Here is a 24,412-nt window from a genome sequence, read left to right as displayed (position 1 = left end):
GATGCCTGATTGTCGCCATGTCTGAAACGTACAGTCTCACCAACAACGTCCCGGTCAACCAACAGATCTATCGCTTCCTGCGCAAGGATATCGTCGACTGCACCATCCCCCCCGGCACCCTGTTGTCCGAGAAAGAGATTTCTACGCGCTTTTGCGTTTCGCGCCAGCCGGTGCGCGAAGCTTTCATCAAGCTGGCGGAGGCCGGCCTGGTGCAGATCCTGCCGCAGCGCGGCACCTTCGTGATGAAAATCTCCGCCAAGCGCGTGGCCGACGGGCGCTTTATCCGCCAGGCGGTGGAATGCGCCATCGTGCGCCGCGCGGCCGAGCGCGCCACTCCGGCGCAGCTGATGACGCTGGAGCATAACCTGCACCGCCAGGCGCTGGCGGCGCAGAACGGGCAAACGCGCGAGTTTCTGGCGCTGGACGACGAATTCCACCAGCTGCTGACCCAGTTCGCCGACTGCCCGCTGGCGTGGGAGACCATCGAAACCATCAAAGCCACCATGGATCGGGTGCGTTTCCTCAGCCTGAGCGAAGTCTCGCCGCCAGAGAGCCTGATCAAGCAGCACTACCGCATCTACGAGGCGCTGAAAGCGCGCGATGCCGAGGCGGCGGAGCGCGCCATCCACGATCACCTGCAGGAGATGATCTACTCCATCACCCCAATCGCCCAGCAAAACACCGAGTGGTTCGAGATCGAATAATCAATCGTTTAGCGCGCCGGGGGCGATCGTCCCCGCGTATTTGGCCTCGCAAATGGCATTTCCTCTCAATCGCATCTATTGTTTGTCCTTGCCGGATCCAGTTCGGTAGTATCGCTTTACAGCTTCAATCACCGCTTTTTTACTGCGCCGGTGGTCAAAAACCCTTGCATTGCCGGTGTATGAAGAAGCTTAATCGGGAGTGAATCATGACTGATATTGTGCAGTTGCTAGGAAAGGAAGCGGAAGATCTGCTGCAACACCGCTGTACCACTATCCCCGCCGAGAATCTCTACCTGCCGGGCGACGACTTCGTCGACCGCGTAATGATCGATAACAACCGCCCCAACAGCGTGCTGCGTTCGATGCAAACCCTGTTCAACCACGGCCGCCTGGCCGGCACCGGCTACCTGTCGATCCTGCCGGTCGATCAGGGCATCGAGCACTCCGCCGCCGCCTCGTTCGCCGCCAACCCGCTGTATTTCGATCCGAAGAACATCGTCGAGCTGGCGATTGAAGCTGGCTGTAACTGCGTCGCTTCCACCTACGGCGTGCTGGCGTCGGTATCGCGCCGCTACGCGCATAAAATTCCGTTCCTGGTCAAACTCAACCACAACGAAACGCTGAGCTACCCGACCCAGTACGACCAGACCCTGTACGCCAGCGTCGAGCAGGCGTTCAACATGGGCGCGGTGGCGGTCGGCGCTACCATTTACTTCGGCTCCGAGCAGTCGCGCCGCCAGATCGAAGAGATCTCGATCGCCTTCGAGCGCGCGCATGAGCTGGGCATGGTCACCGTGTTGTGGGCCTATCTGCGCAACCCGGCATTCAACAAGGACGGCGTGGACTACCACTCCAGCGCCGATCTGACCGGCCAAGCCAACCACATCGCCGCCACCATCGGCGCCGACATCGTCAAACAGAAAATGGCGGAAAACAACGGCGGCTACCGCGCGGTGAAATTCGGCTATACCGACGATCGCGTCTACACCAAGCTGACCACCGATCACCCGATCGATCTGGTGCGCTACCAGTTAGCCAACTGCTACATGGGCCGCGCCGGGCTGATCAACTCCGGCGGCGCCGCCGGTGAGAACGATCTGCAGGAATCGGTGCGCACCGCGGTGATCAACAAACGCGCCGGCGGCATGGGCCTGATCCTGGGGCGCAAGGCGTTCAAGAAATCGATGAAAGACGGCGTGGCGCTGATCAACGCCGTGCAAGACGCCTACCTGGACAAGAAGGTCACCATCGCCTGATGTGACGGACCGCCTGTCCCCAAGCCCGGTTCGCCGGGCTTTTTTGTGCATCGAGGGAGGTCTTGACAAGGAAATAATGCAACCGAATGTATTTTATGAGCAAAAATAAGAGCTGGTTTTTATTTAATCTCCCTGGGCTTTTTTTATTCCAAATATGCGAAAGAGAACGACATAAATCATTAAAGATTGAAAGTTAACCTTATCAAACTTCAAATTTCCCACCTTTTCCGAAAACACAAAAACTTAGCGCATTAATAATTATTATAGTTCATTGTTATTTATGGACTTTTGACTAAATTTTACGCTAGTTAATCCACATTTTTATGGTGGTGCCATCATGAAAGTCAATATTGTAATCATCTCCCTGCTCATCCTTTCGCTATCGTCTTGCGCGCTATTTAAATCTCCGGCCTCTAGGCATGAGTTGAAACCTGGAGAAACGTATTGGTTTGACTATGACTCAACAAGAAGCAGCGCCATTTATATTCCCGCAGACTCAAATATCAAGTACTGCGTGGCTCCACCGCCTGATGTCGCGCAGTCCGTTATTGCCGCGCTGAAAGCTGAAATGAGTACGGAACAAATTCAAAAAGTCAGTGGCGATGCAGAGTTCAGCACCGCCGTAATCGATCTGGCTCGGCGCACCACCACGGTAAATTTTATCCGCGATACGTTGTATCGCGTCTGCGAAGCCAGACTACAAGGCCCGCTCACCGCGACGGAAAAAGAAATTTTCCTGGCCGCGATAGCCGCCGCCAAAGATATGGCAATCGCTGAAAAAGACAAACAAAAGCAAGAACTGGCCCAAACGGCCGAAAGAAACGGTGCTTCCGTACAGACAATACAAAAGATTCTCGAGCAGTAACAGAAACACGCTAACAACGGCGATTTCCGTATACCCCCTACCCAAAGCCCGGTTCACCGGGCTTTTTTGTGCCCGCGCTCTCCCCCTCATGCCACAGACCTTCTCTTTCTTTCATTTTAAACTTTCAAAATAAAATATTTATCTTTCAAATTGTGATCTATTTAAAACAAATAGCCCAACAAAGTGACTACTGTAAGGCCCATGGCGACAGAGCCGCCGTTCGCTCCAGGCCATATCAGTCCATTACAGGAGAACATAATGATTGAGCTAATCACCCACGGCGCCGAGTGGTTTATCGGCCTGTTTCAGAAAGGCGGTGAAGTGTTTGTCGGCATGGTGACCGGCATTTTACCTTTGTTGATCAGCCTGTTGGTTATCATGAACGCGCTGATCAAATTTGTTGGCCAGGAACGTATCGAACGATTGGCGCAGCGCTGCGCGGGCAACCCCGTGTCGCGTTATCTGCTGCTGCCGCTGATCGGCACCTTTGTCTTCTGCAACCCGATGACCCTCAGCCTGGGGCGCTTCATGCCGGAGAAATACAAGCCGAGCTACTACGCGGCGGCCTCCTACAGCTGCCACTCGATGAACGGCCTGTTCCCGCACATCAATCCGGGCGAACTGTTCGTTTACCTCGGCATCGCCAGCGGCCTGACCACCCTCGGCCTGCCGCTCGGCCCGCTGGCGGTGAGCTATTTCCTGGTGGGGCTGTTCACCAACTTCTTCCGCGGCTGGGTCACCGATCTCACCACCAGCCTGTTCGAACGCAAGATGGGCATCCGTCTGGATCGCCAGGTGCAACTTTAATTCGTGGAGTGCAGCATGAGTGCTTATATCCGTATTGAAAAAGGCGCCAGCGGCTGGGGTGGCCCCCTGGAGCTGCCGATCGAGCCCGGCAAGAAAGTGGTGTACATCACCGCCGGCACCCGACCTTCGATCGTCGATCGCCTCAGCGAATTGACCGGCTGGCCGGCCGTCGACGGCTTCAAAGAAGGTGAACCGCCGGCGGAAGAGATCGGGGTGGCGGTGATCGACTGCGGCGGCACCCTGCGCTGCGGCCTGTATCCGAAACGCCGCATTCCGACGGTCAACATCCACGCCACCGGCCAGTCTGGCCCGCTGGCGCAGTTTATCCTCGAAGACATCTATGTCTCCGGCGTGCGCGACCACAACATCAGCCGAATCGAAGCGGCAGATAGCCAACCCGCCGCCACCGTTGCAGCGCCGCCCAAGGCGCGCGACTACGACACCAGCAAGAAGATCACCGAGCAAAGCGACGGGCTGCTGGCGAAGGTCGGCATGGGCATGGGATCGGTGGTGGCGGTGTTCTTCCAGGCCGGGCGCGACACCATCGACACCGTGCTGAAGACCATCCTGCCGTTCATGGCGTTCGTCTCGGCCTTGATCGGCATAATCATGGCCTCCGGCCTCGGGGACTTTATCGCTCACGGCCTGACGCCGCTTGCCAACAGCCCGATCGGCCTGGTGACGCTGGCGCTGATCTGCTCATTCCCGCTGCTGTCGCCGTTCCTCGGCCCCGGCGCGGTCATCGCCCAGGTGATCGGCGTGCTGGTCGGGGTGCAGATCGGTCTCGGCCATATTCCGCCGCAGCTGGCGCTGCCCGCGCTGTTCGCCATCAACGCGCAGGCCGCCTGCGACTTCATTCCGGTCGGCCTGTCGCTGGCGGAAGCCAAGCAGGACACCGTGCGGGTCGGCGTGCCTTCGGTGCTGGTCGGCCGCTTCCTGACCGGCGCGCCGACGGTGTTGATCGCCTGGGCCGCCTCGGCCTTCATTTATCAATAAGCTGATTTCCAGGGAGACGTTTATGCACACCATTTTTCACACCACCATCACGCAGATCGGCGGCTGCGCCCGCGACGCGTTGCTGGACAACATGCTGATCACCTTCCGTGAAGGCGCCCCAGCGGATATCGAAGAGTTCTGCTTCATCCACCGCCACGGCGCGACCGCCGGCGAGCTGCAGGTCGGCGGCGTGATGGAACTGGCGCAGCGGCGCTACGCCATCACCGCCGTCGGCAGCGTCGCCACGCAGAATCTGCGCGAGCTGGGCCACATCACCGTGCGCTTCGACGGCGAAGCCGAAGCCGAATTCCCCGGCTCGATCCACGTATCCGGCCCGACGCCGACCGATATCCCGTTGGGCAGCACGCTGTCATTTATCGCATAAGGAGTAGACCATGTCTGAAGTAGCTGTAGTGATTGGCGGCGGCCAAACGTTAGGCGCCTTTTTGTCCCACGGGCTGGCGCAGGCCGGTTATCGGGTGGCGGTGGCCGATCTGAACGCCGACAATGCCAATCAGGTGGCACAGCAGATCAACGAAGCGTTTGGCGCGGGCAGCGCCTGCGGTTTTCAGGCCGACGCCACCGACGAGCAGAGCGTGATGGCGCTGGCGGCGGCGGTTGATCGGGCGTTCGGCCAGGCCAACCTGCTGGTGTACAGCGCCGGTATCGCCAAGGCGGCGCCGATCACCGATTTCCCGCTGGGCGACTTCGACCGCTCGCTGCAGGTGAACCTGGTGGGTTATTTCCTCTGCGCCCGCGAGTTCTCGCGCCTGATGATCCGCGACGGCATCGCCGGGCGCATCATTCAGATCAACTCCAAGTCCGGCAAGGTCGGCAGCAAGCACAACTCCGGCTACAGCGCCGCCAAGTTCGGCGGCGTGGGGCTGACGCAGTCGCTGGCGCTCGATCTGGCGGAGTACGGCATTACCGTGCATTCGCTGATGCTCGGCAACCTGCTGAAGTCGCCGATGTTCCAGTCGCTGCTGCCGCAGTACGCGCAAAAACTGGGCATCGCGCCGGACCAGGTGGAGCAGTACTACATCGACAAGGTGCCGCTGAAGCGCGGCTGCGACTACCAGGACGTGCTGAACACCCTGCTGTTCTACGCCAGCGACAAGGCCTCTTACTGCACCGGCCAATCGATCAACATCACCGGCGGCCAGGTGATGTTCTGACGCCATCGACGCCCCCTTCCGCGCAAGGGGGCCTAAGGAGAACCCCATGACTCAAGCTCTGATCGCCTTCGCGCTGCTGGCCTGGCTGCTGCAAATCGCCTTCGGCTGGTGGCAACTGCAGCGCTTCAACCGCGCCTTCGACGGCCTGTGCCGGCTGGGCGCCGTCGGCGTCGGCCGTTCCGGCGGCCGCTTCCGCCCGCGAGTGGTGCTGGCACTGGCCTTCGACGCCGATCGGCGGGTGTGCGGCAGCCTGTTGCTGCGCGGCCTGACCGTTTTCGCCCGGCCCCGCCCGCTGCCCCGATTGCACGGTTTGCATCAGCGGGATTTGCGCCCGGATGTGATCTTCCCCGAGGATCGCGCATGCCAGTCTGCACTATCGTTAGCGATTGAACCCAAATCGTGATATTTTCACATTAAAAGACATTACCTTTCATAGTGAATTATTCAGCGAGGGGAAATGCCCAACTCTTGTGAACGGGAATCGCGATGAAACCAAAGCAGCGGCAGGCCGCTATCCTTGAATATCTGCAGCGGCATGGCAAAACGGCAGTGGATGCCCTGGCCGAGCATTTCTCCACCACCGGTACCACCATCCGCAAGGATCTCACCCTGCTGGAAGAAGAAGGCGAGGTGATACGTACCTACGGCGGCGTGGTGCTCAGCCGCGACGACGGCGATCAGCCGATCGACCGCAAAACCCATATCAACACCGAGAAAAAACGCCACATCGCCAGCGCCGCCGTGGCGCTGATCGCCGACGGCGACTCGCTGATCTTCGACGCCGGCAGCACAGTGCTGCAGATGGTGCCGCACCTGGCGCAGTTCAATAACATCACGGTGATGACCAACAGCCTGACCATCGTCAACGCGCTGGTGGAGCTGGACAACGATCAGACCATCCTGATGCCGGGCGGCACCTACCGCAAAAAATCGGCCTCGTTCCACGGCAGCCTGGCCGAATCGGCGTTTCAGCAGTTCAGCTTCGACAAGCTGTTTATCGGCGCGGACGGCGTCGATCTCAACGCCGGCGTCACCACCTTCAACGAAGTGCACAACGTCAGCAAAGCGATGTGCGAAGCCGCCGGCCGCATTATTCTGTTGGTAGACTCCTCGAAATTCGGCCGCAAGAGCCCGAACGTGGTGTGCGAACTCAGCGCCGTCGACACGCTGATCACCGACCGAGACATCAACCCCGATTACCTCGCCGCGCTGCAGGCGAAAGGCATCAATATCCTTCTGGTAGGAGACCCCGATGAGTAACGCCAACGCCCTGCTCGCCTTCGCCCGCGAAACGCTGGAGATCGAGCTGACCGAAGCGCAACGCCTGCTGGCGCGCCTGGACGACAACTTCGTCAGCGCCTGCGAACTGCTGCTGAACTGCCGTGGCAAAGCGGTGATTTCCGGCATCGGCAAGTCCGGCCATATCGGCAAGAAAATCGCCGCGTCGCTGGCCAGCACCGGCACGCCGTCGTTCTTTGTGCACCCGGCGGAGGCGCTGCACGGCGATCTCGGCATGATCGGCGCCGACGACGTGGTGGTGTTCATCTCCTACTCCGGCCGCGCCAAAGAGCTGGATCTGATCCTGCCGCTGCTGGCGGAGAACGGCATTCCGGTAATCGCCGTCACCGGCGGCAAAGAGTCGCCGCTGGCGCAGGCCGCCGCCTGCGTGCTGGATATCGGCGTCGAGCGCGAAGCCTGCCCGATGGGGCTGGCACCGACCTCCAGCGCGGTCAACACCCTGATGATGGGCGATGCCTTGGCGATGGCGCTGATGCGCCAGCGCGGTTTCAACGCGGAAGATTTCGCCCGCTCGCACCCGGGCGGCAGCCTGGGGGCGCGCCTGCTGAACCGCGTGCATCACCTGATGCGCACCGGCGATCGCCTGCCGCGCGTGAGCGAAAGCGCCAACGTGATGGAAGCGATGCTGGAGCTGAGCCGCACCGGGCTCGGGTTAGTGGCGGTCTGCGACGCGCAGCAGCGGGTGGTGGGCGTGTTTACCGACGGCGACCTGCGCCGCTGGCTGGTGAAGGGCAACAGCCTGCAGGATCCGCTCAGCCCGGCAATCACCCGCCCGGGCTATCGGCTGCCGGAGCAGTGGCGCGCCGGCGAGGCGCTGGAAGCGCTGCACGAACAGCACATCAGCGCGGCCCCGGTGGTCGATATGGACGGCGTGCTGGTGGGGGCGCTCAACCTGCACGATCTGCATCAGGCCGGCATCGGCTGATCAACGCCGGGGGGCGCCATCACCGGCGCCCCCGGTCAGATCATTTCCAGTCGGGATTGTTCTCGAACTGCTGCTTCAGCAGCGCCTTCATGTCGTCATCCGGTTTGCCGAGCCACTGATACTTGGCGTATTTCTTCGGATGGTCGACGGCTTCCGGCCGGTCTTCCACCGCCACTCGCACGCCCCAGGCCTGGGATTTGTCCGCGCTGAACGCCACGATCAAAAAGTTGTTGCCGCAGTCGTGCGGCTTGCACAGGTTGCCGACCAGATACTCTTTGCCCTTCCAGCTCAGGTTCTGCGCCGGCGTCGAGGTGCCGACGCCCTTGCGCGCCCAGCCCGGCATCCGCGCCTGGCCTTTCACCATGTTTTGCCAGCTGGCCTGATACCCCGGCTGCTGAATCAAATCCGACGTGGTGACGATCTGCTGAGCAAAGCTGCCCGCGCTGAAGCTGAGCAGTGCGCCGAAGAGGGCGCAACGCAGCGCCTGGTGTCCCGTCATAGTCCTTCTCCCTAGGTTAAATCAGGTTTCGCCCGTCAAACCGGGCCTGAACTAGTCAGACCACGGTTGCGGCAAAAAGTTGACTCACCACCAGGCGTGGAAATGATGCACCGGCCCGATGCCGTGCCCCACTTCCAGCGTGTCCGCCTGTTGCAGTGCTTGTTGCAGGTAGTCCTTGGCGTCGGTTACCGTAGCCGCCCAGTCGGCATGGCGCGGCCGTAGCGCCGCCAGCGCGGCCGAGAGCGTGCAACCGGTGCCGTGGGTGTGGCGGGTGGCGACGCGCGGCGCGGTAAAGCGCTGCTCGCCTTCTGCGGTAAACAGCCAGTCCGGGCTCTCGCTTTCGCTCAGGTGGCCGCCCTTCATCAGCACCGCCCGGCAGCCCATCGCCAGCAGCGCCCGCCCCTGCTCGCGCATCTGCGCTTCATCTTCCGCCGGCGCGCACGCCAGCAGCGCCGCCGCTTCCGGCAGGTTCGGCGTAATGATCGACACCAGCGGCAACAGCTCGCGTCGAATAGACGCCACCGCCTCCGGCGCCAGCAACGGATCGCCGCTTTTCGCCAGCATCACGGTGTCCAGCACCACGAATTCCGGCCGGTAATGGCGCAGCCGTTCGGCCACCGCCTGCACGATGTCGGCGTTGGCCAGCATGCCGATCTTGACGCTGTCGATGCGCACGTCGCTGAACACCGAGTCCAGCTGCGCGGCGACGAACGCCGGATCGATGTAATACACCGACTGCACGCCGCGGGTATTCTGCGCCACCAGCGCGGTGATCACCGAGGTGCCGTAGGCGCCGAGCGCAGAAAAGGCCTTCAAATCGGCCTGAATGCCGGCGCCGCCGCTGGGATCGGTGCCGGCGATGGTCAGGGCGTTAATGCGTTTCATCACAGATCCTCCCCGCGCAGCTGATACAGGGCATCGAGGAACGCCGGCGTAAAGCTGCCCGGCCCGCCGGCCTGTCTGGCCGCGAGGCCGCCGCAGTGGGACATCACCCGGCAGGCGGTCGCCACGTTGTCCAGGCGATCGCCCGGCAGGGCGCAAAACGCTGCCACGACCGCCGACAGCGCGCAGCCGGTGCCCACCACCCGCGTCATCAGCGGGGAACCGCCTTCGATCGCCCAATCGCGTTGGCCGTCGGTGACGTAATCCACCGCGCCGGTGACCGCCACCACCGCGCCGCTGCGCTGCGCCAGCTCACGCGCGGCGGGCAATGCCGCCAGCGAATCGTCGCCGCTGTCCACGCCGCGGCCGCTGGCCAGCAACCCGCTGAGCGCCATGATTTCCGAGGCGTTGCCGCGTATCGCCGCCGGTTTCTCGTCCAGCAGCTGTTTAGCAAAGGCGGTGCGGTAGGAGAGCGCGCCGACCGCCACCGGATCCAGCGTCCAGGGCTTGCCGGCCTGATTGGCGGCGGCCACCGCCGCCCGCATCGATTCGGCGCGCAGCGCATTGAGGGTACCGACGTTGATCAGCAGGCCGTCGGCCAGCGCGCTGAACTGCGCCGCCTCTTGCGGCTCCACCACCATCGCCGGGGAGGCACCGAGCGCCAATAGCACGTTGGCGGTCAGCGATTGCACCACTTCGTTGGTCAGGCAGTGGATCAGCGGAGGCCGCTGTTGGAATTGGGTCAGACAGGCCGCGGCGCGCGCGCCGGGTAGTGCATCAGGTCGAGCGATCATATTCCTCCCAACCGGCGTTCAAGAAGGCGGCGCCGGCTGGGCGGCCGTGACTTCCCTACGCTGGCATTATCCAGATCAGGTAATACGGGTATTTCTCAGCCTTCACGTAGAAGGGCACCCCGAGTCATGAAAATCAATAGGTTGTGATCAACGTTGCGTTAATCCCTGAGCGGGATGGTAATGCCAGCGGGAAGTCTTGTAAACGGCAAAGCTGCTCTTTTAGGTCATGTATGGCAGATTGGATATCAATCTATGTGATACAAATAACTCCCCATCCCTTAGACGCAAGCTCTCATGAGCGGTAGAATATGAAGAAATTAGCGAAGGGAATGGCATGCCAAACTAGCCGAGAAGCATGTTCTAGCGATCCAGCAATGGATTAGTAGTAAAATATGCGGGCTCACTGATAATCACGAGGGGAGTTCTGCGTCAGCTTTACTGACCAATACCATTTGCCATTACTACAGAATTCCGGTTTAGGACTCACAAAAGCCGGGAGTATCCCGGATTTTGCTGTCAGACATATTAATTCGGTTAGATCTCGCCATCAACCATTGGATAACCCGGAATAGCTGTTCAAGAGAAAAACCTAATGTTTATTATATTAAAAATCAATTCTCATCACGTTTATAGTTTGCACGAAGAAAATTTTCATATTTCACAGGAAGAATACCAACCTCCCCCCATGCTTTATCTTTAGACCAATATCCTGCACCACATGGGTCGATTTTTCCAAAAAATAGAAGAATTCGTCTTAATGCATTACTCTGAGTAATTCCTCTAGCGTCCAGATCGCCGTTACTGGCTGATATTCTAAAATCGACGTTACCAACAAGTCTAGGGTGTCTTAAAAATACATGACTTTTATTTTCAAACCGATCTATGCGTACAATTTCCCCAAAATAGAATCTAGGGAAGTCATCTTCAGCATTTATTTCAGAAGCGTCTTTCAAACATTCTGCTAAAACATACTGGTGCACATTTTCTCCTACCACTACATGAATATCTCGGTAGTAATTTTGACGAAAATTCGCACATAGAGATTGAACACTGGTTATCTTACTTGGTAGATTAAACGTCTGACCTTCATGACGAGATGCTGGAACGTTAACTGATGGCCCATCTTCACTTTCAAATTCTGTTTCAACCGGTTCGCCATACTCTTCATCTTGCTGCCTAGCAGTATTTTGAGGCCTTTCCTGTTTAAAGCCGCTAATAATAATCAGATCACCATCTTCAACAGCTTTAGCTGCTTCAGCCTCTGAATCGTATTTTTTTCCAACCATAATACCACTCCGTAAGCGGCAATATGGTGCATCTTCATCAGGGAAATGACGAAAAAGAGCATCAGCTCCATTAGCCATAACAGCTACTGCTGGATCTCCAGGAACCCTTAACAAAGGCTCATAACAAGAGGGGCAATGTAAATGCCCTTTCATTTCTTCTTCATATTCTAAAGGTTCAACCTCAGTTCGGCTCAGAGCAACAATAGGCATTGTTAATTTATCCCATCGGGGATCATAATAAGCATAAGCGATTCTTCGAATGGCCATATTTTTCTCCCTATAAAAACTACATCTATACCTATTTTTTATTACCGTAAGAAGCAGAAATACCATCAAGATAGCCCTGAGCATAGGCAGCATGCGGGCTCTTATGCCGTACATTCCCAGCTTGGCTCTCAGGAAGTGAATCTAATTCAATTTGAAGTATTTCATCTCTTCTTACCCCCGCCAGGTATCCTCTTTCATATGCACAACCACAGCACTTATGCCTGCCTACTCCTCCCTGATCGTCAGGAAGCTGTTCGAAAAAACCCCAGTATCGATGTTGATCTTCACAATTAGCCATAGATCAATTTTCCTTTAGGAGAAAAGTATCAAAGCTATATGAGTATCACTACCTTATTTTTCAAGAAAAATCTCCATGACTTTTTGACCAACCTCACAAAACCAATGAAAAAGATGACTATTTGTACTAAGGCAGCTAATCAATCACATAAAAAGGTCATGAGGTAGGAGGGAGAAGTAGATAATGTCTAACGAAATTCAACACCTCTCATGTCTACCATTGTTGTAGGTTAAAAATGTTACTATTTCAGTCAGAAATCACCACTAAGAAAGTTGCGTGAGAAATAATTCACAACGTTTGTTATTACAAAAAACCTCAAGCACTGGATATCAAGATTTTCGTAAACATAGGCATACATTTTCCCAACTCAGGAAGCTCTCGTTTTTAGTATTCTAAGGAAGTCCTACTCTTCTACTAATACCCAACATAGTTTGTAAATTTCTACTCAATCAGTTTCGAGTAGCCCACTACTTGTAAGAGATATCGTTAGCGTTCATCTGTCCTCATCATTCCGACTTCAGTTTCCCCGAAACACCGAAGCCGCTTTTTCCTTCCCACCGATTGTCTTATGATTAGGCAACATCGACCAAGCGGCATTTTTCTCTCTGCACGCATTATGGACGGGACTATCGATGCATCGACTTTATACCTACCTCTGCAGCCTTCACAGATGCGGGTAATCAACAAAACGGAAAACGTCGAACGCTTCTTTGATGAGGAAAAAGTCATTGAAGAGCGCGAAATACTTTACCAGTTCAGCAACGGCGTCATCATCTTGTGCAAGATGGAGTCGGATACCTTTCAAGCCGACGAGCTGTGCCGCGAATGCTGGATAAGCTACGAAGTCGTACACGGCGGCTGCCATGCCGTCCCGCCGAGAAAAAAGCAGCTTTATAATCGCTGCCAGGAAGCGTGCTGGGTGAAAATGCAGTCGGAGCACACCTGACGACATATCACCACGCGCTTAAGACGACGGCCGTTCGTTCCCAGCGCTATGCGCTATAGTGAGCACAAACCACCGGGAGATGCCATGCAGATAAGACCCTACCAAGAAACCGATCGCCCCTTCCTGCGCACGCTGTACTTGGCGTCGCGCAAGGCGGCGTTCGGCTGGCGCGATACCTCAAACTATCAGTTGGAAGATTTCGACGGCGCGACGCTGGGCGAAGCGATTTGGGTGGCGGAAGACGGCGGCACGCTGCTGGGATTCGTCTCCATCTACCGCGAAGACAACTTCATTCATAACCTGTATGTCGATCCCCATCAGCCGCCGCGCGGCGTCGGCAGTGCGCTGCTGCAGGCGGCGGAAGCTACCTTCACCGCCACCGGCTCGCTGAAATGCCTGGTGAAGAATGAAAAGGCGCTGGCGTTCTACCGCAAACACGGCTGGCGCATCATCTCTACCGGCAACGACGGCGAAGAAGATTATTACCTGCTGCATTCGCCAGCCCGCTAACGCTGCCTTTCCCGTCACAGAACTTATTAATGATAATGGATTTCATTATCACTTAAGCATACCCTTCCTTGTCTCTCTCAATGAACTTGGCAAGGAAGGTTATGCAACACCAAACGGATACTCGCTTCCCCGATGCCGCGGCGGCGGACTACGATCGCCGTATTCTGACCCTGGTGCCCGGCTATCAGTTTGCTCAGGCGCTGCTGACGGCGACGCTCGCGCAGACGCTGCCGAATGACGCCACGCTGTTGCTGGCCGGTTGCGGCACCGGCAGTGAACTGGAGGCGCTGGCCGCCGCCAACGCCAGCTGGCGTTTCAGCGCCGTGGAACCCTCCGCCGGCATGCTGGCGGCCGCGCGTGCCAAGGCCGAAGCCGCGGGTTACGCACAACGGGTGAGCTTCCAGCCCACCTTGCTGCAACAAGCGCCGCAAACCCGCCACGACGCGGCGGTGTGCTCATTGGTGCTGCACTTTATCGCCGACGATGGCGCCAAACTGGATTTCCTGCAGCAGCTGGCGCAGCGCCTCTCCCCCGCCGCACCGCTGCTGCTGTTAGACTATCAACCGGATGGCCTGCCCGCCAGCCACTACCAACATTGGCTGCAAAGCGCCGGGCACTCGGCGGCGCAGGCGCAGGAGGTGATCGAACGCACCCGCCGCAACTGGCACCCGATGACGGCGGCACGCAGCCGTCTCCTCCTGGCGGAAAGCGGCTTCACCGCGCCTCAGCAGTTGTGCGGTGCGCTGGGCTTCCAGCTTTCACTGCTCCACCGCCGCCGCTGAGGGCGGCATGCCGCGCAGCGTCAGCCGCCAAAACAGCAACGCGCTTAGGCTGACGCCCGCCCCCAGCCAGCAGACGCCGCTCCAGCCCGCCCAGGCATACATATGGGTGCCGGCAAAGGCGCCCAACCCGCTACCGACGGCGTAAAACAGCATGTAGCAGCCCACCAGCCTGCTGTGCGACTGCGGGTGCGCGCTGAAGATCATGCTCTGGTTTAGCACGTGGATCGCCTGGCCCGCCAGATCCAGCAGCACGATGCCCGCCACCAGCCAAACCAGGCCGCTGCCGAGCAAACCGAGCGGCAGCCAGGCCAGCGTCAACAGCAGCAGACACACGCCGCTGGCCGCCTGCCCCAGCCCGCGATCCGCCAGATGCCCGGCGCGCACCGCCGCCAGCGCGCCCACCGCGCCGACCAGGCCGAACGCCCCCACCGCGGCATGGGTGAAGTTGAACGGCGCCTGGCTCAGCGGCAACACCAGCGAACTCCAAAAGAGGCTGAAAGCGCCGAACATCAGCAGCGCCAACATGCCGCGAATTTGCAGCGTGCGGTCATGTAGCAGCAGGGTCAGCATTGAACGCAGCAGCGCGGGATAGCTCAGCGTACTGGGAGCGGTGCGCGGCGCAGGTAGCAGGCGAGACAGGATCGGCAGCAATACCAGCGTCACCCCGGCGGAGAAGAAGTACACCGTGCGCCAGCCGCCGACGTCCGCCAGCGCGCCGGACAGGGTGCGCGCCAACAACAGCCCCAGCACCACCCCACCCTGCGCCGCGCCGACCACCCGCCCGCGCTCCTGCGGCGCCGCCAGGGCGGCGGCGAAAGCGATCAGCCCCTGCGTCATGGCGGTGCCCAATAAGCCTACCAGCAACATCCCCGCCAGCAGCCAGGGCGCGCTGTGCGCCCAGCCCACCAATAGCAGCGCGCCGATCAGCCCCAGCTGTTGCCCCGCCAGCAACCAATGCCGGTTCAGCCGATCCCCGAGCGGCACCACCAACAGCAGCGCCAGCGCGCAGCCCAGTTGGGTCACGGTGATCACCATGCCGACCGCCGCCAGACTGATGGAAAAATCATGGGCGATGGCGTCCAGCAGCGGCTGCGCATAGTAAACGTTGGCCACGCTAAAGGCGCTGGCGGCGGCCAACAGCAGCACCAGAGGGGCCGGCAGGCGCCCCAGCGCCGCACAGGGGGGATCCAGCAGTTTGTCGCTCATCGCACACCTCAATCTGGTTTCATTATTAAACCCAATGAACTTTAGGCGCGGAGGTTTTATAATGCAACCAGAATATGCAGCTGGAGATAACCGTCGTGAAACGTAAAAGCCTGGAAAACGCGCCGTGCCCGGTGGCGCGTACGCTGGATGTGATTGGCGACTGGTGGTCGCTGCTGATCGTGCGTGACGCCTTCGACGGCGTCACCCGCTTCAGCGAATTTCAAAAAGGGCTGGGGATGGCGAAGAACATCCTTGCCACCCGCCTGCGCGCGCTGGTGACGCACGGCGTGCTGGAAATCGTGCCCGCCGCAGACGGCAGCGCCTATCAGGAATATGTGCTGACCGAGAAAGGCCGCGCGCTGTTTCCGGTGATCGTCGGCCTGCGCCAGTGGGGGGAAGATCATCTGTTCGCCGAGGGAGAAGCGCACTCAACGCTGGTGGAAAGCGACAGCGGCCGCCCCGTCCCGCGCCTGACGCCGATCGGCAGCGCCGGGCAGACGCTCACCCCGCTGAATACCCGGGTGGTGAAGGTGGAGGAACGGTGATGAGAGTTAGTGGCGGTGCCCGCAGCTCACCCGCTGAAAAACCTGGCGGATAAAGAGCCATTCCAGACACCCGGCCAACAGATAAACCGCGCCAAAAATGAGCGCACCAAACCACTCCGTATCGTTAAAATGGAAAAACTCGCTGGCGTCAATCAGCCAAGCGGTTTGATCCTGGTTTAGCCTGGGTACAGGAAAAAGCTTTATTGTCAGCACAGCCAGCCCAACAACAGCCAATGCGTTAGCGAGCAACAGGGCAAGTTTTTTCATAGCCTTTCACCTCGATAGTCCCATATGCCTGTAATGTCGTTCCCGGAACTCTGGCTGTTTTCGATTTCAGCAATGCAGCTCGCAGACGATTGAATTCGTTTTGGGAATAAAAGGTTACACATCCTTCGGATAATCCAAGTGGACCGATTGGATGCAACCTGAATTGCCCACGCATAATGCCGTTAATCCATGTTCTATCGTTAACTGTTCCATCATCTCTGTATAAAGCAAACCAACTATTGTGATCTACATTGGTCACAATATCTTTTATGAAAGTAATAGTCTGCGACTTTAAACCACCGGATGGCCGATCCACAATCCAGTAAGTACCGGCTGGTATAGCCCCGTTATTGGGAACATCTGTGCATCCTGGTTGATTTGTATACTGTTTATTGCCAGAAAACACAGAGAACATCCCAACCCCTTGACACAACAGAGTGTTTATTTTGTTTCCATTATGAACTAAAAAGCAGCGAAGCATTTTATTTCCCCCATCCTTTGGCTGAGCACCGATAATATCCAGCAAATAAGATTTTATCTATCTTATTGATTTTGTGAATATTGTTAACTCGTGATGATAGAATCAGCAATGAGTAAGGCCCAATCAGCATTGATGGCGCATGCATCACCTTGAGCTATTACATCTATTCTCTAACAGCTTCCGCAATCCCCTGCAGGTAATGTATAGTCCGCGTTTTACGGAGATCCCATGCTGACTAACTCATCCATTCGTCTGAACAAATACATTAGCGAGAGCGGTATCTGCTCACGCCGCGACGCCGATCGATACATCGAACAGGGCAACGTTTTCATCAACGGTAAACGCGCCACCGTTGGCGCTCAGGTATTTGCCGGCGATGTGGTGAAGGTTAACGGTCAGCTGATCGAACCGCGCAATGAAGAAGATCTGGTGCTGATCGCGCTGAACAAGCCGGTCGGCATCGTCACCACCACCGAAGACGGCGAGCGCGACAACATCGCCGACTTCGTCAACCACAGCAAACGCATTTTCCCGATCGGCCGTTTGGACAAGGATTCACAGGGGCTGATCTTTCTGACCAACCACGGTGACCTGGTCAACAAGATCCTGCGCACCGGCAACAATCACGAGAAAGAGTATCTGGTGACGGTCAACAAGCCGGTGACCGACGAGTTTATTCGCGGCATGGGCGCCGGCGTGCCGATGCTGGGCACGGTGACCAAAAAGTGCAAGGTGAAGAAAGAGGCACCTTTCGTGTTCCGCATCACGCTGGTGCAGGGGCTGAACCGCCAGATCCGCCGCATGTGCGAACACTTCGGCTACGAGGTCACCAAGCTGGAACGCACGCGCATCATGAACGTCAGCCTGAAAGGCTTGCCGCTGGGCGAATGGCGCGATCTGACCGATGACGAGCTGATCGAGCTGTTCAAACTGATTGAAGGCTCTTCATCCGAGGCCAAGCCGGCGAAGAAGGCCCCGGCCAAATCCGCCGCGGCGAAAAAACCGAGTGCCGGCGGCCCCAAAAGCGCCGACAAAGCCGCTGCGCCGGCCGGCCGCAAGCGCTTTACCCAGCCAGGGCGCAAGAAAAAAGGGCGTTAACCCCCCGCTCACGCTTCTCGCCAAGCCCGCCGTTGCGCGGGCTTTTTCATCATAAAAGTCAGCCACAGGCCGCCACTGAGTTCTCACCATAAAAAAGGCCCGCATCAAGCGGGCCAGTCAGTACCAGAGAAGTCTAGAGGAAGAATCAGAACGACCAGCGCAGGTTGGCGTTGACCGAATTAACGCGGGTATCGGCGCCGAATTGCCCCTGATAGCCGACATCCAGCGTCGCGGCGCGCGACAGTTTCACGCTCACGCCGATATCGCCCACCATCACGTTGTCATCCACGGCCTGGCCCTGAGTGACGAACGCGTCGCTGCCGGCAAACGCCATGCGCGATGAGGTGTTCTTATCGCCGTAGGCGTGCTGCCAGCCGAGCGAGCCGTAGAGGCTGACGTTCTTCGGCAGTTCGGTCACGCCGCGCACCCCGAGCGTGGAGTAGAAGGTGTTCATCGTTTCATTGCGCACGCTCAGCGCCGCCGCGCCACCCGACTCCTGGAAGCTGTCGGTATGCAGACGGATGTAGCTCAGGTTGATGAACGGTTCGACGTTCATCTCCGGCTGGCCGAAACGGTAACCCGCTTCGGTGAACGCCAGCAGCGAGTTGGCATCGTAGTCCGACTTCAGCCGATCCGAGAAGCCGCTGAAATCGACGTTGCGTTTGCCTTCGATCTTGTGCCAGGTGTAACCCAGCGCGCCGCGCAGCGAGAACGCATCCTGCTGCCCCGCCGCATACAGGCCGAGGTGGTAGTTGTCGGTATCGGCCTTGGAACGGCGGCTGTCGACGTCGTAGTCGCCGCGGCTGTAACCGAAGTAGCCGCCGATGCGCACGTTATGGTCCGCCAGCTTGCGATCCGCCCCCAACAAGAAGCCGGTGGTGTTGCCATCCAGCTTGCCCACGTTGCCGTTGCCGCTGTTTTTGCCCCAGGAACTGAAGGTCTGCCCCCAGACGCCGCTGTTTTGCGCCTGCGCCGGTTGCACCAGCGACATCGCCAACGGCGGTATCGGCAGGCTGTCGTTGTCGAACAGGCGCAGCATGCGCTGGTTCAGCACGTTGAACAGCTGGGTGCTGCCGGCGATCAGGTTAGACTGCATCGACGGATAGACTTCGCCGGACAGCTGATTAAACGCCTCGCGCGCTTCCGGCGCACTCAGCAGCAGCAGCGAGTTGTACAGCGCCAGCGAAGGGCCGCTCTGCGTCAGCGTCGAGAGCGCACCGGCGGTATTCCACTGGTTGCCGCTTTCGGCCACCGTTTGGAAAATGCCCGGCTTGCCGCTGCCTGGGTTCTCGCCCCCCGGATTTTCACCCCCTGGGTTTTCTCCACCCGGATTCTCGCCCCCCGGATTTTCACCCCCTGGGTTTTCCCCGCCCGGATTCTCGCCCCCTGGATTCTCACCGCCTGGGTTTTCTCCACCCGGGTTTTCGCCGCCTGGATTTTCACCGCCCGTGTCTTTCTGCGCGATGGTCAGATCCACGGCGTTGGCGCTGTGATTCAGCGCCACATCGAGGAAGGCAGACTTGGAGACCGCCGCCGCGAACTGGCCGTCAATGCCGCCGTCCGAGGTCAGAATGCGGTAGCTTTGGCCGGTTTTATAGCTGGTTTGCGGATCCAGCGCCGTAACCTGCACCTTGGCCCGATCGCTGATGGTGGTTTTGCCCGCCACCAGCAGTTGGTCACTGCGGCCGTCACCGGCGATATCGACGTCGTAGAAGGATTCGCCGATAAAATTCAGGTAGCGTTTCAGCGTCAGCGTGCCGATATTGCCGTCGCCGGGCGAGATATGGCCGCCGGACTGGATCTCGGTCTGGCCCAGCGTGCCGTTGCCGCCCAGCGTGCCGCCGGCCTTGATCGACGCGGCGCTGCTGTAGCCCTGCCCGTTATTGACGTCGGCACCCGCCGTCGCATTGAGGATCAGCGTGCCGCCGTTCTCGGCGCTGAGGGTTTGGATCTCGAAGATATCGTCTTCTTTCTGGGTGTTGATGTCGCTGGCGATAATGAGCTTGCCGCCGCGTGCGGTGACGTTGGCCTGCAGCCCAGTGAGATCGCCGTTCAGCGTCGTATGCCCGGCGGTGTTGATCACCTCGCCTTCGCCGCTCATCTTGTTGCTGAAGACGTAATTGCCGTCGGTATGGTTAAAGTACACATAGCTGCGGAACAATCCGCCCCGCAGGGCGATCGCCGTCTGGGCATCGATAGTGCCTGCAGCGCCCGCCGCGCCGAGCGTCGGCTCGGTCAAGCCGGTGCCGGTATCCATGTTGCCGCGGCTGCCGATAATCAGCGCACCGCGGTTCGAGCCGGAACCGGCCTCGCCCAGCACCACTTCGTTGCCGCCGGCGGAGAATGTCCCGCCGTCCATGACCGCCAACACGCCATTGCCGTAATCGCCGACGTTGACGCTGCTGCCGCTGGTCACACGTGAACCGTTGCCGGCGATCGTCAACTCGGCAGTTTTACGCGCGCCGGAGATGCCCGCCACCTGAATATTACCGACGTTGACCGCGCCGCCGTTCAGCACGTCCAGATCGCCGTAAAGCGTGAGCGCGCGGCCGACGTTCCATTGGGAATTGGCCCCGGTGACCGTGGCTTTCGGGCTCAGCGTATCGGTCTCGCCAGGCCCGCTACCATTGCCGATGCGCGCGTCAAAGGCGGTGTTCAGCACCGCGCCGTCTTCAATCGCCAGCGTGGATCGTGCCCCTAAATCGGTGCCGACGCTGAGAAAATTGCTGGTGACGCGGGAGCCGGCGCCGGTGGCGATCAGGTGGCTGTCGTAGCCACGCGTAGTGCCGACCACGATCTCTTTCGCGCTGGCCAGCGCGCCGTCTTCAACCCGCAGGGTGCCCCGCCCCAGATTCAGGCCGCCGCGCAGCACGAACTGATCGTTCACCGCGTTCAGCTCGGCGTTCGGCCCGCGGACCGTGACCAGGCTTTCATGAATTTGGCCGTTGAACATCCGGCCGATATTGATGTTATAGGCGCTGATCTTGCCATTATCGATCAGCAGGTTGCCGCTTTGATTACGGCCGACGTAAACGTCCCCGGTGTAGGCCAATGATTCGGTAATTTTTGCGTCGCCATCAAAAATGGCATCGTCTGCGCGAGCGATATCGGCGGGCGCCAGCATCAACAGCGGCGCAGAAAATAGAGCGAGGTAAAGTTTGGAAAGCGGTGTTTTAACCGCTAAAGGATGCGATGTCTTGTCATTCACGGGCTATCTCCGTACTCGTTGGCGTGATGGCGCGAAATTTATTGTTATAGGGAAACTCAATGCACTAGAGGAGGTGTAAGGCGTTATTTCGCGCACGCCGGTTTAGTGATCGTCGAAGCAAAAGCTTATTGCCCCCCGGCGCTGACGCTCCGACGATGGAAAACCAGGAAGCGGCAATACCGCCCCCAAAGCGAATTATTTATGCGTGACCACCGGCGTACAGGTCGGCGCGCTCAGCGACGGCGACGAACCTAAAATTCCCGGCATCATCAGCGACGAGCAATCGAAAATGCGGCCTTTTTCCGTGGTGGCGCGATAAGAAAGTTTTTGCCCGCCCAGCGCATCCGGCTGTGCGCCATTGACATTGGTCACGGTAATTTCGTCCGATGAGCCCAGGCCCAGCATTTTGGCGGTTTCCGCCTGCAGTAATGGAATGGCCTGATCGGTTTTCAGGGTGGAACAACCGGCTATCATCATCGTAACGGTTAAAGCGATAAGTGGTTTTTTCATAAATTATCCTTTATAACCAATCAGTTAAAATTATCGATTGGCTTTATGTTTTCTCTTATCCAAATCCTCGAATAATATATTTCCCTTTCCTAAACGAAAAAACCCTCCTAAAGTAGGGAGGGTTGATAATAATTCATCAGACCTATCTGAACTGTGAAGGCGAAAGGAGAATCCTTTGGGGCAGGATTATGCGTTGGTCGTTGATGACCATCCATTGGTAGCAAGCGGTATCGCTAACTTTCTCAGCACGCATTGCCGATTCAAACAGGCACATGTGGTGACCAATGAAGAAAATTGCTACCGTCATATTAGGGAAAATGGCCCGCCGCGTTTACTGGTGATCGATTTTTGGCTCTCTTCCGGCACCGCATTGAAATTACTCAAAGAAGTAAAACAACGTTATTCTCAGGTGCGTATTTTGGTGGTCAGCGGCGACGAAAATAACGATATCTGGCAGAAAGTGCACAATGCCGGCGGGCATGGGTTCGTATTAAAAAATGAACCCCCGGAATTATTCGCCAGAGCGGTTTTTGCGTTGAATAATAATCAGGAGTGGTTCCCGGAAGGAAATGAATCCGCCATTAAAAACAGTCATGAACATTTAAATAAATTCAATTTAACGCCGAGACAAATCGACGTATTGACTATGATGCTGCGCGGCCTGCCGAATAAAAGGATCGCGACGCAGCTGTCTATTTCCGAACCCACCGTGAAAGAACATATCAGTAATATCTTGAAAAAGATCGGCGTCAACAGCCGGGTGGAAGCCATCACGCTGTTGCACGGCAAACGGGATCCGTCGCCATGAAGTTTTTCCAGAATTTACAAAATGATGGCATCTCCTCACGCGCGCAGATCCGCCTGCTGGACAACACCTTCATGCGGTTGGTGTTCAGCTTCACCGCCGTGCCTTTCGTCGGCATCCCGTTCGCCATCTGGATTTATTTGCTGGGGGATGAACTCGGCCCAACCATTGCCTGGATCATGGTTTACCTGCTATGCGCCGTGGCGATCAGAATATGGCATCGGCGCTACCAACGCGAGGCCAAAGAAAATGATGAAGACGCCGTGCTGCGCCGCTGGCTGCCGCGCATTAATAAGGTGGCGTTTATTCACGGGGTGGGGATCTCCTCACTCTATTTAATTACCCCGCAGACCCATAACTTTGACTTTTTTCTGCTGCTCAATATCAGCATCGCCGCGATCGTCGCCGCCAACGCAACGCATCTGACGCCGGTTATCAGCACCTTTACCCGCTTTTTCTTCGCTTCCTGGGGGCTGCTGAACCTCGGCATCATCTGGCGGCTGGAAGACGTGATGTTCATCGTGCTGATGCTGAACTTGCTGTACGGCTTCGCCATTTACCGCCACGCGTTAACCTCGCATGCGTTCTTTATCCAGCAGGCGTTGCTCGAAGAACAAAGCTCACGCCTGGCGGAACAGTTCCGGCAAGCTAAAGAGGAGGCGGAACAGGCGCTGCTGGACAAGAACCAGTTCCTGACCACCGCCAGCCACGATCTGCGCCAGCCGGTGCACGCCATGGGCTTTCTGATCGAAGCCATCATCCACAAGAACCGCGACGACAGCCTGACGCCACAGCTGCTGGATCTGCAGCAGAGCGTGCGTTCGGTGCATTTGATGTTCAATTCATTGCTCGATCTCAGCAAGATCGAGTCCGGCAACGTGCGCACCGCCGCCACCCATGTGGATATCGGCGCCCTGCTCGACTCGGTGATCACCCTGTTCCGCGAAGAGGCCAACAGCCGCGCCCTGGCGCTGCGCACCTGGCGGCCTAAACGGCGCATCAGCGTGATGGGCGATCCGCTACTGGTGCGGCAATCGTTGATCAACCTGATCCAAAACGCCCTGCGCTACACGCAACGGGGCGGCGTGCTGATCGCCATCCGCCCGCGCGGCGCCGAGTGCCTGGTGGAAGTATGGGACACCGGCGTGGGCATCGCCGACGAAGAGAAAAGCAAAATCTTCTCCCCTTACTACCGCCCCGAACTGGCGTGGAAAATCGACAGCGCCGGCCACGGGCTGGGGCTGGCGGTAGTGGCGCGCTGCGCCAAGCTAATGAAGGTGAAGTACGGCATGCACTCCGTCGAAGGCAAAGGCTCACGCTTCTGGATGCGCTTCACGCAATACATCGGCGAAGACAAAGCGCCGGAAACCGCGGCCGCCTACGACAACACCGCCACGCCCATCCGCTATGCGCCGCTGCGCGGCGCCTGCCTGGTGGTGGACGACGATCCCTTGGTGACTTCAGCCTGGGAGAGCCTGATGAGCACCTGGGGCATCACCGTGCGCTGCGCGGCCTCCGCCGAGGAAGCCTTCGCCATCGTCGACGACGGTTTTACGCCGTTCGCCGTGCTGTGCGACCAGCGCCTGCGTTCCGGCGAGAGCGGTTTCGACATCCTGAAAGCGCTGTTCGAACGCCTGCCGGACGTGAGCGGCGCCATGGTCAGCGGCGAGTTCAACTCACAGATATTGCAGGAGGCCGAGCAGGAAGGCTATCTGGTGCTGCGCAAGCCGCTGGAGCCGGCCAGGCTGCATGCGCTGCTGACGCAGTGGGGGGCCGGCTAAGGGTGGTTTGGTGCTGACAACATGGTGATGCCAAGGATCATGCGGAGAGCTCTCTACGAGAAACTGTGCATCCATCTGCTTGTTCAGGCGCTATGATTCAAACACCTTATATCCCGTCGATATGACAAGATTGTATGTATGGTGGAAACGGTCCCTCTCATAATTTTTCCCTGGAGCGCGCGCACTCATCAGATTTATCTTTCATTGAAAATGGCAGCAA

General features: G+C 58.2%; 27 protein-coding genes and 1 riboswitch. Of the genes, 17 read left to right on the top strand and 10 right to left on the bottom strand.

Going from position 1 to position 24,412, the window contains the following annotated elements; all coding sequences use genetic code 11:
• Window positions 1-17 precede the first annotated feature (17 nt).
• The 10 genes from ABTW55_RS15615 (at window position 18) to gutQ (ending at window position 8,027) form a co-directional block, all read left to right on the top strand.
• Window positions 18-704 carry a GntR family transcriptional regulator gene (locus tag ABTW55_RS15615; RefSeq protein WP_033635552.1) on the top strand — a complete coding sequence of 229 codons (687 nt, stop codon included), beginning with the start codon at window positions 18-20 and terminating at the stop codon, window positions 702-704.
• Between the two features lie 206 nt (window positions 705-910).
• Entirely contained in the window at window positions 911-1,960 is a 1,050-nt protein-coding gene (fbaB, locus tag ABTW55_RS15610; protein ID WP_033635553.1) for a class I fructose-bisphosphate aldolase, read from the top strand.
• Window positions 1,961-2,297: 337 nt separating this feature from the next.
• Window positions 2,298-2,825, top strand: a complete 528-nt coding sequence (locus ABTW55_RS15605; protein ID WP_041036286.1) for a hypothetical protein — start codon at window positions 2,298-2,300, stop codon at window positions 2,823-2,825.
• 258 nt (window positions 2,826-3,083) lie between these two features.
• The gene (locus tag ABTW55_RS15600) at window positions 3,084-3,632 is read left to right on the top strand and encodes a PTS glucitol/sorbitol transporter subunit IIC (protein ID WP_004941528.1); all 549 of its coding nucleotides are present in this window, start codon (window positions 3,084-3,086) and stop codon (window positions 3,630-3,632) included.
• 15 nt (window positions 3,633-3,647) lie between these two features.
• Entirely contained in the window at window positions 3,648-4,628 is a 981-nt protein-coding gene (locus ABTW55_RS15595; RefSeq protein ID WP_033635556.1) for a PTS glucitol/sorbitol transporter subunit IIB, read from the top strand.
• A gap of 22 nt (window positions 4,629-4,650) precedes the next feature.
• Window positions 4,651-5,013, top strand: coding sequence for a PTS glucitol/sorbitol transporter subunit IIA (gene srlB, locus ABTW55_RS15590; RefSeq protein WP_021504438.1), 363 nt, complete (start codon window positions 4,651-4,653; stop codon window positions 5,011-5,013).
• Window positions 5,014-5,023: 10 nt separating this feature from the next.
• Complete coding sequence (gene srlD, locus ABTW55_RS15585; RefSeq protein ID WP_041036296.1) at window positions 5,024-5,803, top strand: sorbitol-6-phosphate dehydrogenase; 780 nt, start codon at window positions 5,024-5,026, stop codon at window positions 5,801-5,803.
• Window positions 5,804-5,849: 46 nt separating this feature from the next.
• On the top strand, window positions 5,850-6,206 hold the full coding sequence (gene gutM / locus ABTW55_RS15580; RefSeq protein WP_033648849.1) for a transcriptional regulator GutM: 357 nt from the start codon (window positions 5,850-5,852) through the stop codon (window positions 6,204-6,206).
• Between the two features lie 83 nt (window positions 6,207-6,289).
• The gene (locus tag ABTW55_RS15575; RefSeq protein WP_033635559.1) at window positions 6,290-7,063 is read left to right on the top strand and encodes a DNA-binding transcriptional repressor; all 774 of its coding nucleotides are present in this window, start codon (window positions 6,290-6,292) and stop codon (window positions 7,061-7,063) included.
• Window positions 7,056-8,027, top strand: a complete 972-nt coding sequence (gene gutQ / locus ABTW55_RS15570) for an arabinose-5-phosphate isomerase GutQ (RefSeq protein ID WP_060420023.1) — start codon at window positions 7,056-7,058, stop codon at window positions 8,025-8,027. The genes ABTW55_RS15575 and gutQ overlap by 8 nt, the downstream gene beginning before the upstream one ends.
• 40 nt (window positions 8,028-8,067) lie before the next feature.
• On the opposite strand, the gene ABTW55_RS15565 is transcribed toward gutQ, so the two are convergent.
• From ABTW55_RS15565 to ABTW55_RS15545, 5 genes are all read right to left on the bottom strand, one after another.
• On the bottom strand, window positions 8,068-8,526 hold the full coding sequence (locus tag ABTW55_RS15565; protein ID WP_033648850.1) for an inhibitor of vertebrate lysozyme family protein: 459 nt from the start codon (window positions 8,524-8,526) through the stop codon (window positions 8,068-8,070).
• Window positions 8,527-8,610: 84 nt separating this feature from the next.
• Window positions 8,611-9,411 carry a bifunctional hydroxymethylpyrimidine kinase/phosphomethylpyrimidine kinase gene (gene thiD / locus ABTW55_RS15560; protein WP_060423145.1) on the bottom strand — a complete coding sequence of 267 codons (801 nt, stop codon included), beginning with the start codon at window positions 9,409-9,411 and terminating at the stop codon, window positions 8,611-8,613.
• On the bottom strand, window positions 9,411-10,202 hold the full coding sequence (thiM, locus tag ABTW55_RS15555; protein WP_060423150.1) for a hydroxyethylthiazole kinase: 792 nt from the start codon (window positions 10,200-10,202) through the stop codon (window positions 9,411-9,413). Before thiM ends, thiD begins: the two co-directional genes overlap by 1 nt.
• 35 nt (window positions 10,203-10,237) lie before the next feature.
• Window positions 10,238-10,334, bottom strand: a riboswitch (TPP riboswitch).
• Between the two features lie 479 nt (window positions 10,335-10,813).
• Complete coding sequence (locus ABTW55_RS15550) at window positions 10,814-11,755, bottom strand: hypothetical protein (protein ID WP_072265048.1); 942 nt, start codon at window positions 11,753-11,755, stop codon at window positions 10,814-10,816.
• Window positions 11,756-11,786: 31 nt separating this feature from the next.
• Window positions 11,787-12,053, bottom strand: a complete 267-nt coding sequence (locus ABTW55_RS15545) for a hypothetical protein (protein WP_072265049.1) — start codon at window positions 12,051-12,053, stop codon at window positions 11,787-11,789.
• Between the two features lie 616 nt (window positions 12,054-12,669).
• On the opposite strand from ABTW55_RS15545, the gene ABTW55_RS15540 reads away from it, so the two are divergent.
• The 3 genes from ABTW55_RS15540 (at window position 12,670) to ABTW55_RS15530 (ending at window position 14,291) form a co-directional block, all read left to right on the top strand.
• On the top strand, window positions 12,670-12,999 hold the full coding sequence (locus ABTW55_RS15540) for a hypothetical protein (protein WP_072265054.1): 330 nt from the start codon (window positions 12,670-12,672) through the stop codon (window positions 12,997-12,999).
• Between the two features lie 84 nt (window positions 13,000-13,083).
• Complete coding sequence (locus ABTW55_RS15535) at window positions 13,084-13,509, top strand: GNAT family N-acetyltransferase (RefSeq protein ID WP_033648853.1); 426 nt, start codon at window positions 13,084-13,086, stop codon at window positions 13,507-13,509.
• A gap of 101 nt (window positions 13,510-13,610) precedes the next feature.
• Window positions 13,611-14,291: a methyltransferase gene (locus tag ABTW55_RS15530; protein WP_060423156.1), complete on the top strand. Its 681-nt coding sequence runs from the start codon at window positions 13,611-13,613 to the stop codon at window positions 14,289-14,291.
• Here the strand turns inward: ABTW55_RS15530 and ABTW55_RS15525 are convergent.
• Window positions 14,268-15,497 carry an MFS transporter gene (locus tag ABTW55_RS15525; RefSeq protein WP_060423159.1) on the bottom strand — a complete coding sequence of 410 codons (1,230 nt, stop codon included), beginning with the start codon at window positions 15,495-15,497 and terminating at the stop codon, window positions 14,268-14,270. The two genes, ABTW55_RS15530 and ABTW55_RS15525, sit on opposite strands and share 24 nt — an antisense overlap.
• Before the next feature lie 95 nt (window positions 15,498-15,592).
• Between ABTW55_RS15525 and ABTW55_RS15520 the strand changes: the two genes are divergently transcribed.
• Window positions 15,593-16,042, top strand: a complete 450-nt coding sequence (locus ABTW55_RS15520; RefSeq protein ID WP_047571750.1) for a helix-turn-helix domain-containing protein — start codon at window positions 15,593-15,595, stop codon at window positions 16,040-16,042.
• A gap of 6 nt (window positions 16,043-16,048) precedes the next feature.
• On the opposite strand, the gene ABTW55_RS15515 is transcribed toward ABTW55_RS15520, so the two are convergent.
• Window positions 16,049-16,309 (bottom strand): DUF1158 family protein, encoded by a 261-nt coding sequence (locus tag ABTW55_RS15515; protein ID WP_033648856.1) that lies wholly within the window; start codon window positions 16,307-16,309, stop codon window positions 16,049-16,051.
• A complete protein-coding gene (locus ABTW55_RS15510; RefSeq protein WP_230199962.1) occupies window positions 16,281-16,835 on the bottom strand; it encodes a DUF2778 domain-containing protein in 555 nt (184 codons plus the stop codon). The genes ABTW55_RS15515 and ABTW55_RS15510 overlap by 29 nt, the downstream gene beginning before the upstream one ends.
• Before the next feature lie 183 nt (window positions 16,836-17,018).
• Here ABTW55_RS15510 and rluF point away from each other — a divergent pair, with 183 nt between their 5' ends.
• Complete coding sequence (gene rluF, locus ABTW55_RS15505; RefSeq protein ID WP_060423161.1) at window positions 17,019-17,888, top strand: 23S rRNA pseudouridine(2604) synthase RluF; 870 nt, start codon at window positions 17,019-17,021, stop codon at window positions 17,886-17,888.
• 145 nt (window positions 17,889-18,033) lie between these two features.
• Here rluF and ABTW55_RS15500 read toward each other — a convergent pair whose 3' ends face one another.
• Window positions 18,034-21,096, bottom strand: coding sequence for an autotransporter domain-containing protein (locus tag ABTW55_RS15500; protein WP_060423164.1), 3,063 nt, complete (start codon window positions 21,094-21,096; stop codon window positions 18,034-18,036).
• Window positions 21,097-21,291: 195 nt separating this feature from the next.
• Window positions 21,292-21,606 (bottom strand): hypothetical protein, encoded by a 315-nt coding sequence (locus tag ABTW55_RS15495; protein ID WP_025303891.1) that lies wholly within the window; start codon window positions 21,604-21,606, stop codon window positions 21,292-21,294.
• Window positions 21,607-21,781: 175 nt separating this feature from the next.
• On the opposite strand from ABTW55_RS15495, the gene ABTW55_RS15490 reads away from it, so the two are divergent.
• Entirely contained in the window at window positions 21,782-22,414 is a 633-nt protein-coding gene (locus ABTW55_RS15490) for a response regulator transcription factor (protein WP_041036315.1), read from the top strand.
• Entirely contained in the window at window positions 22,411-24,192 is a 1,782-nt protein-coding gene (locus tag ABTW55_RS15485) for a hybrid sensor histidine kinase/response regulator (protein ID WP_060423167.1), read from the top strand. The genes ABTW55_RS15490 and ABTW55_RS15485 overlap by 4 nt, the downstream gene beginning before the upstream one ends.
• The last annotated feature ends 220 nt before the right edge of the window (window positions 24,193-24,412 follow it).

This window comes from Serratia sp. SM04 (genome assembly GCF_040280225.1).
Lineage (GTDB): Bacteria > Pseudomonadota > Gammaproteobacteria > Enterobacterales > Enterobacteriaceae > Serratia > Serratia sarumanii.
This window is presented reverse-complemented; position numbering and strand designations above follow the sequence as displayed.

What these genes read in the sequence shown, in the direction of transcription:
- ABTW55_RS15615 (WP_033635552.1), top strand. Translation starts at nt 18, where the DNA reads ATGTCTGAAACGTACAGTCTCACCAACAACGTCCCGGTCAACCAACAG.
- fbaB (WP_033635553.1), top strand. Translation starts at nt 911, where the DNA reads ATGACTGATATTGTGCAGTTGCTAGGAAAGGAAGCGGAAGATCTGCTG.
- ABTW55_RS15605 (WP_041036286.1), top strand. Translation starts at nt 2,298, where the DNA reads ATGAAAGTCAATATTGTAATCATCTCCCTGCTCATCCTTTCGCTATCG.
- ABTW55_RS15600 (WP_004941528.1), top strand. Translation starts at nt 3,084, where the DNA reads ATGATTGAGCTAATCACCCACGGCGCCGAGTGGTTTATCGGCCTGTTT.
- ABTW55_RS15595 (WP_033635556.1), top strand. Translation starts at nt 3,648, where the DNA reads ATGAGTGCTTATATCCGTATTGAAAAAGGCGCCAGCGGCTGGGGTGGC.
- srlB (WP_021504438.1), top strand. Translation starts at nt 4,651, where the DNA reads ATGCACACCATTTTTCACACCACCATCACGCAGATCGGCGGCTGCGCC.
- srlD (WP_041036296.1), top strand. Translation starts at nt 5,024, where the DNA reads ATGTCTGAAGTAGCTGTAGTGATTGGCGGCGGCCAAACGTTAGGCGCC.
- gutM (WP_033648849.1), top strand. Translation starts at nt 5,850, where the DNA reads ATGACTCAAGCTCTGATCGCCTTCGCGCTGCTGGCCTGGCTGCTGCAA.
- ABTW55_RS15575 (WP_033635559.1), top strand. Translation starts at nt 6,290, where the DNA reads ATGAAACCAAAGCAGCGGCAGGCCGCTATCCTTGAATATCTGCAGCGG.
- gutQ (WP_060420023.1), top strand. Translation starts at nt 7,056, where the DNA reads ATGAGTAACGCCAACGCCCTGCTCGCCTTCGCCCGCGAAACGCTGGAG.
- ABTW55_RS15565 (WP_033648850.1), bottom strand. Translation starts at nt 8,526, where the DNA reads ATGACGGGACACCAGGCGCTGCGTTGCGCCCTCTTCGGCGCACTGCTC.
- thiD (WP_060423145.1), bottom strand. Translation starts at nt 9,411, where the DNA reads ATGAAACGCATTAACGCCCTGACCATCGCCGGCACCGATCCCAGCGGC.
- thiM (WP_060423150.1), bottom strand. Translation starts at nt 10,202, where the DNA reads ATGATCGCTCGACCTGATGCACTACCCGGCGCGCGCGCCGCGGCCTGT.
- ABTW55_RS15550 (WP_072265048.1), bottom strand. Translation starts at nt 11,755, where the DNA reads ATGGCCATTCGAAGAATCGCTTATGCTTATTATGATCCCCGATGGGAT.
- ABTW55_RS15545 (WP_072265049.1), bottom strand. Translation starts at nt 12,053, where the DNA reads ATGGCTAATTGTGAAGATCAACATCGATACTGGGGTTTTTTCGAACAG.
- ABTW55_RS15540 (WP_072265054.1), top strand. Translation starts at nt 12,670, where the DNA reads ATGGACGGGACTATCGATGCATCGACTTTATACCTACCTCTGCAGCCT.
- ABTW55_RS15535 (WP_033648853.1), top strand. Translation starts at nt 13,084, where the DNA reads ATGCAGATAAGACCCTACCAAGAAACCGATCGCCCCTTCCTGCGCACG.
- ABTW55_RS15530 (WP_060423156.1), top strand. Translation starts at nt 13,611, where the DNA reads ATGCAACACCAAACGGATACTCGCTTCCCCGATGCCGCGGCGGCGGAC.
- ABTW55_RS15525 (WP_060423159.1), bottom strand. Translation starts at nt 15,497, where the DNA reads ATGAGCGACAAACTGCTGGATCCCCCCTGTGCGGCGCTGGGGCGCCTG.
- ABTW55_RS15515 (WP_033648856.1), bottom strand. Translation starts at nt 16,309, where the DNA reads ATGAAAAAACTTGCCCTGTTGCTCGCTAACGCATTGGCTGTTGTTGGG.
- rluF (WP_060423161.1), top strand. Translation starts at nt 17,019, where the DNA reads ATGCTGACTAACTCATCCATTCGTCTGAACAAATACATTAGCGAGAGC.
- ABTW55_RS15495 (WP_025303891.1), bottom strand. Translation starts at nt 21,606, where the DNA reads ATGAAAAAACCACTTATCGCTTTAACCGTTACGATGATGATAGCCGGT.
- ABTW55_RS15485 (WP_060423167.1), top strand. Translation starts at nt 22,411, where the DNA reads ATGAAGTTTTTCCAGAATTTACAAAATGATGGCATCTCCTCACGCGCG.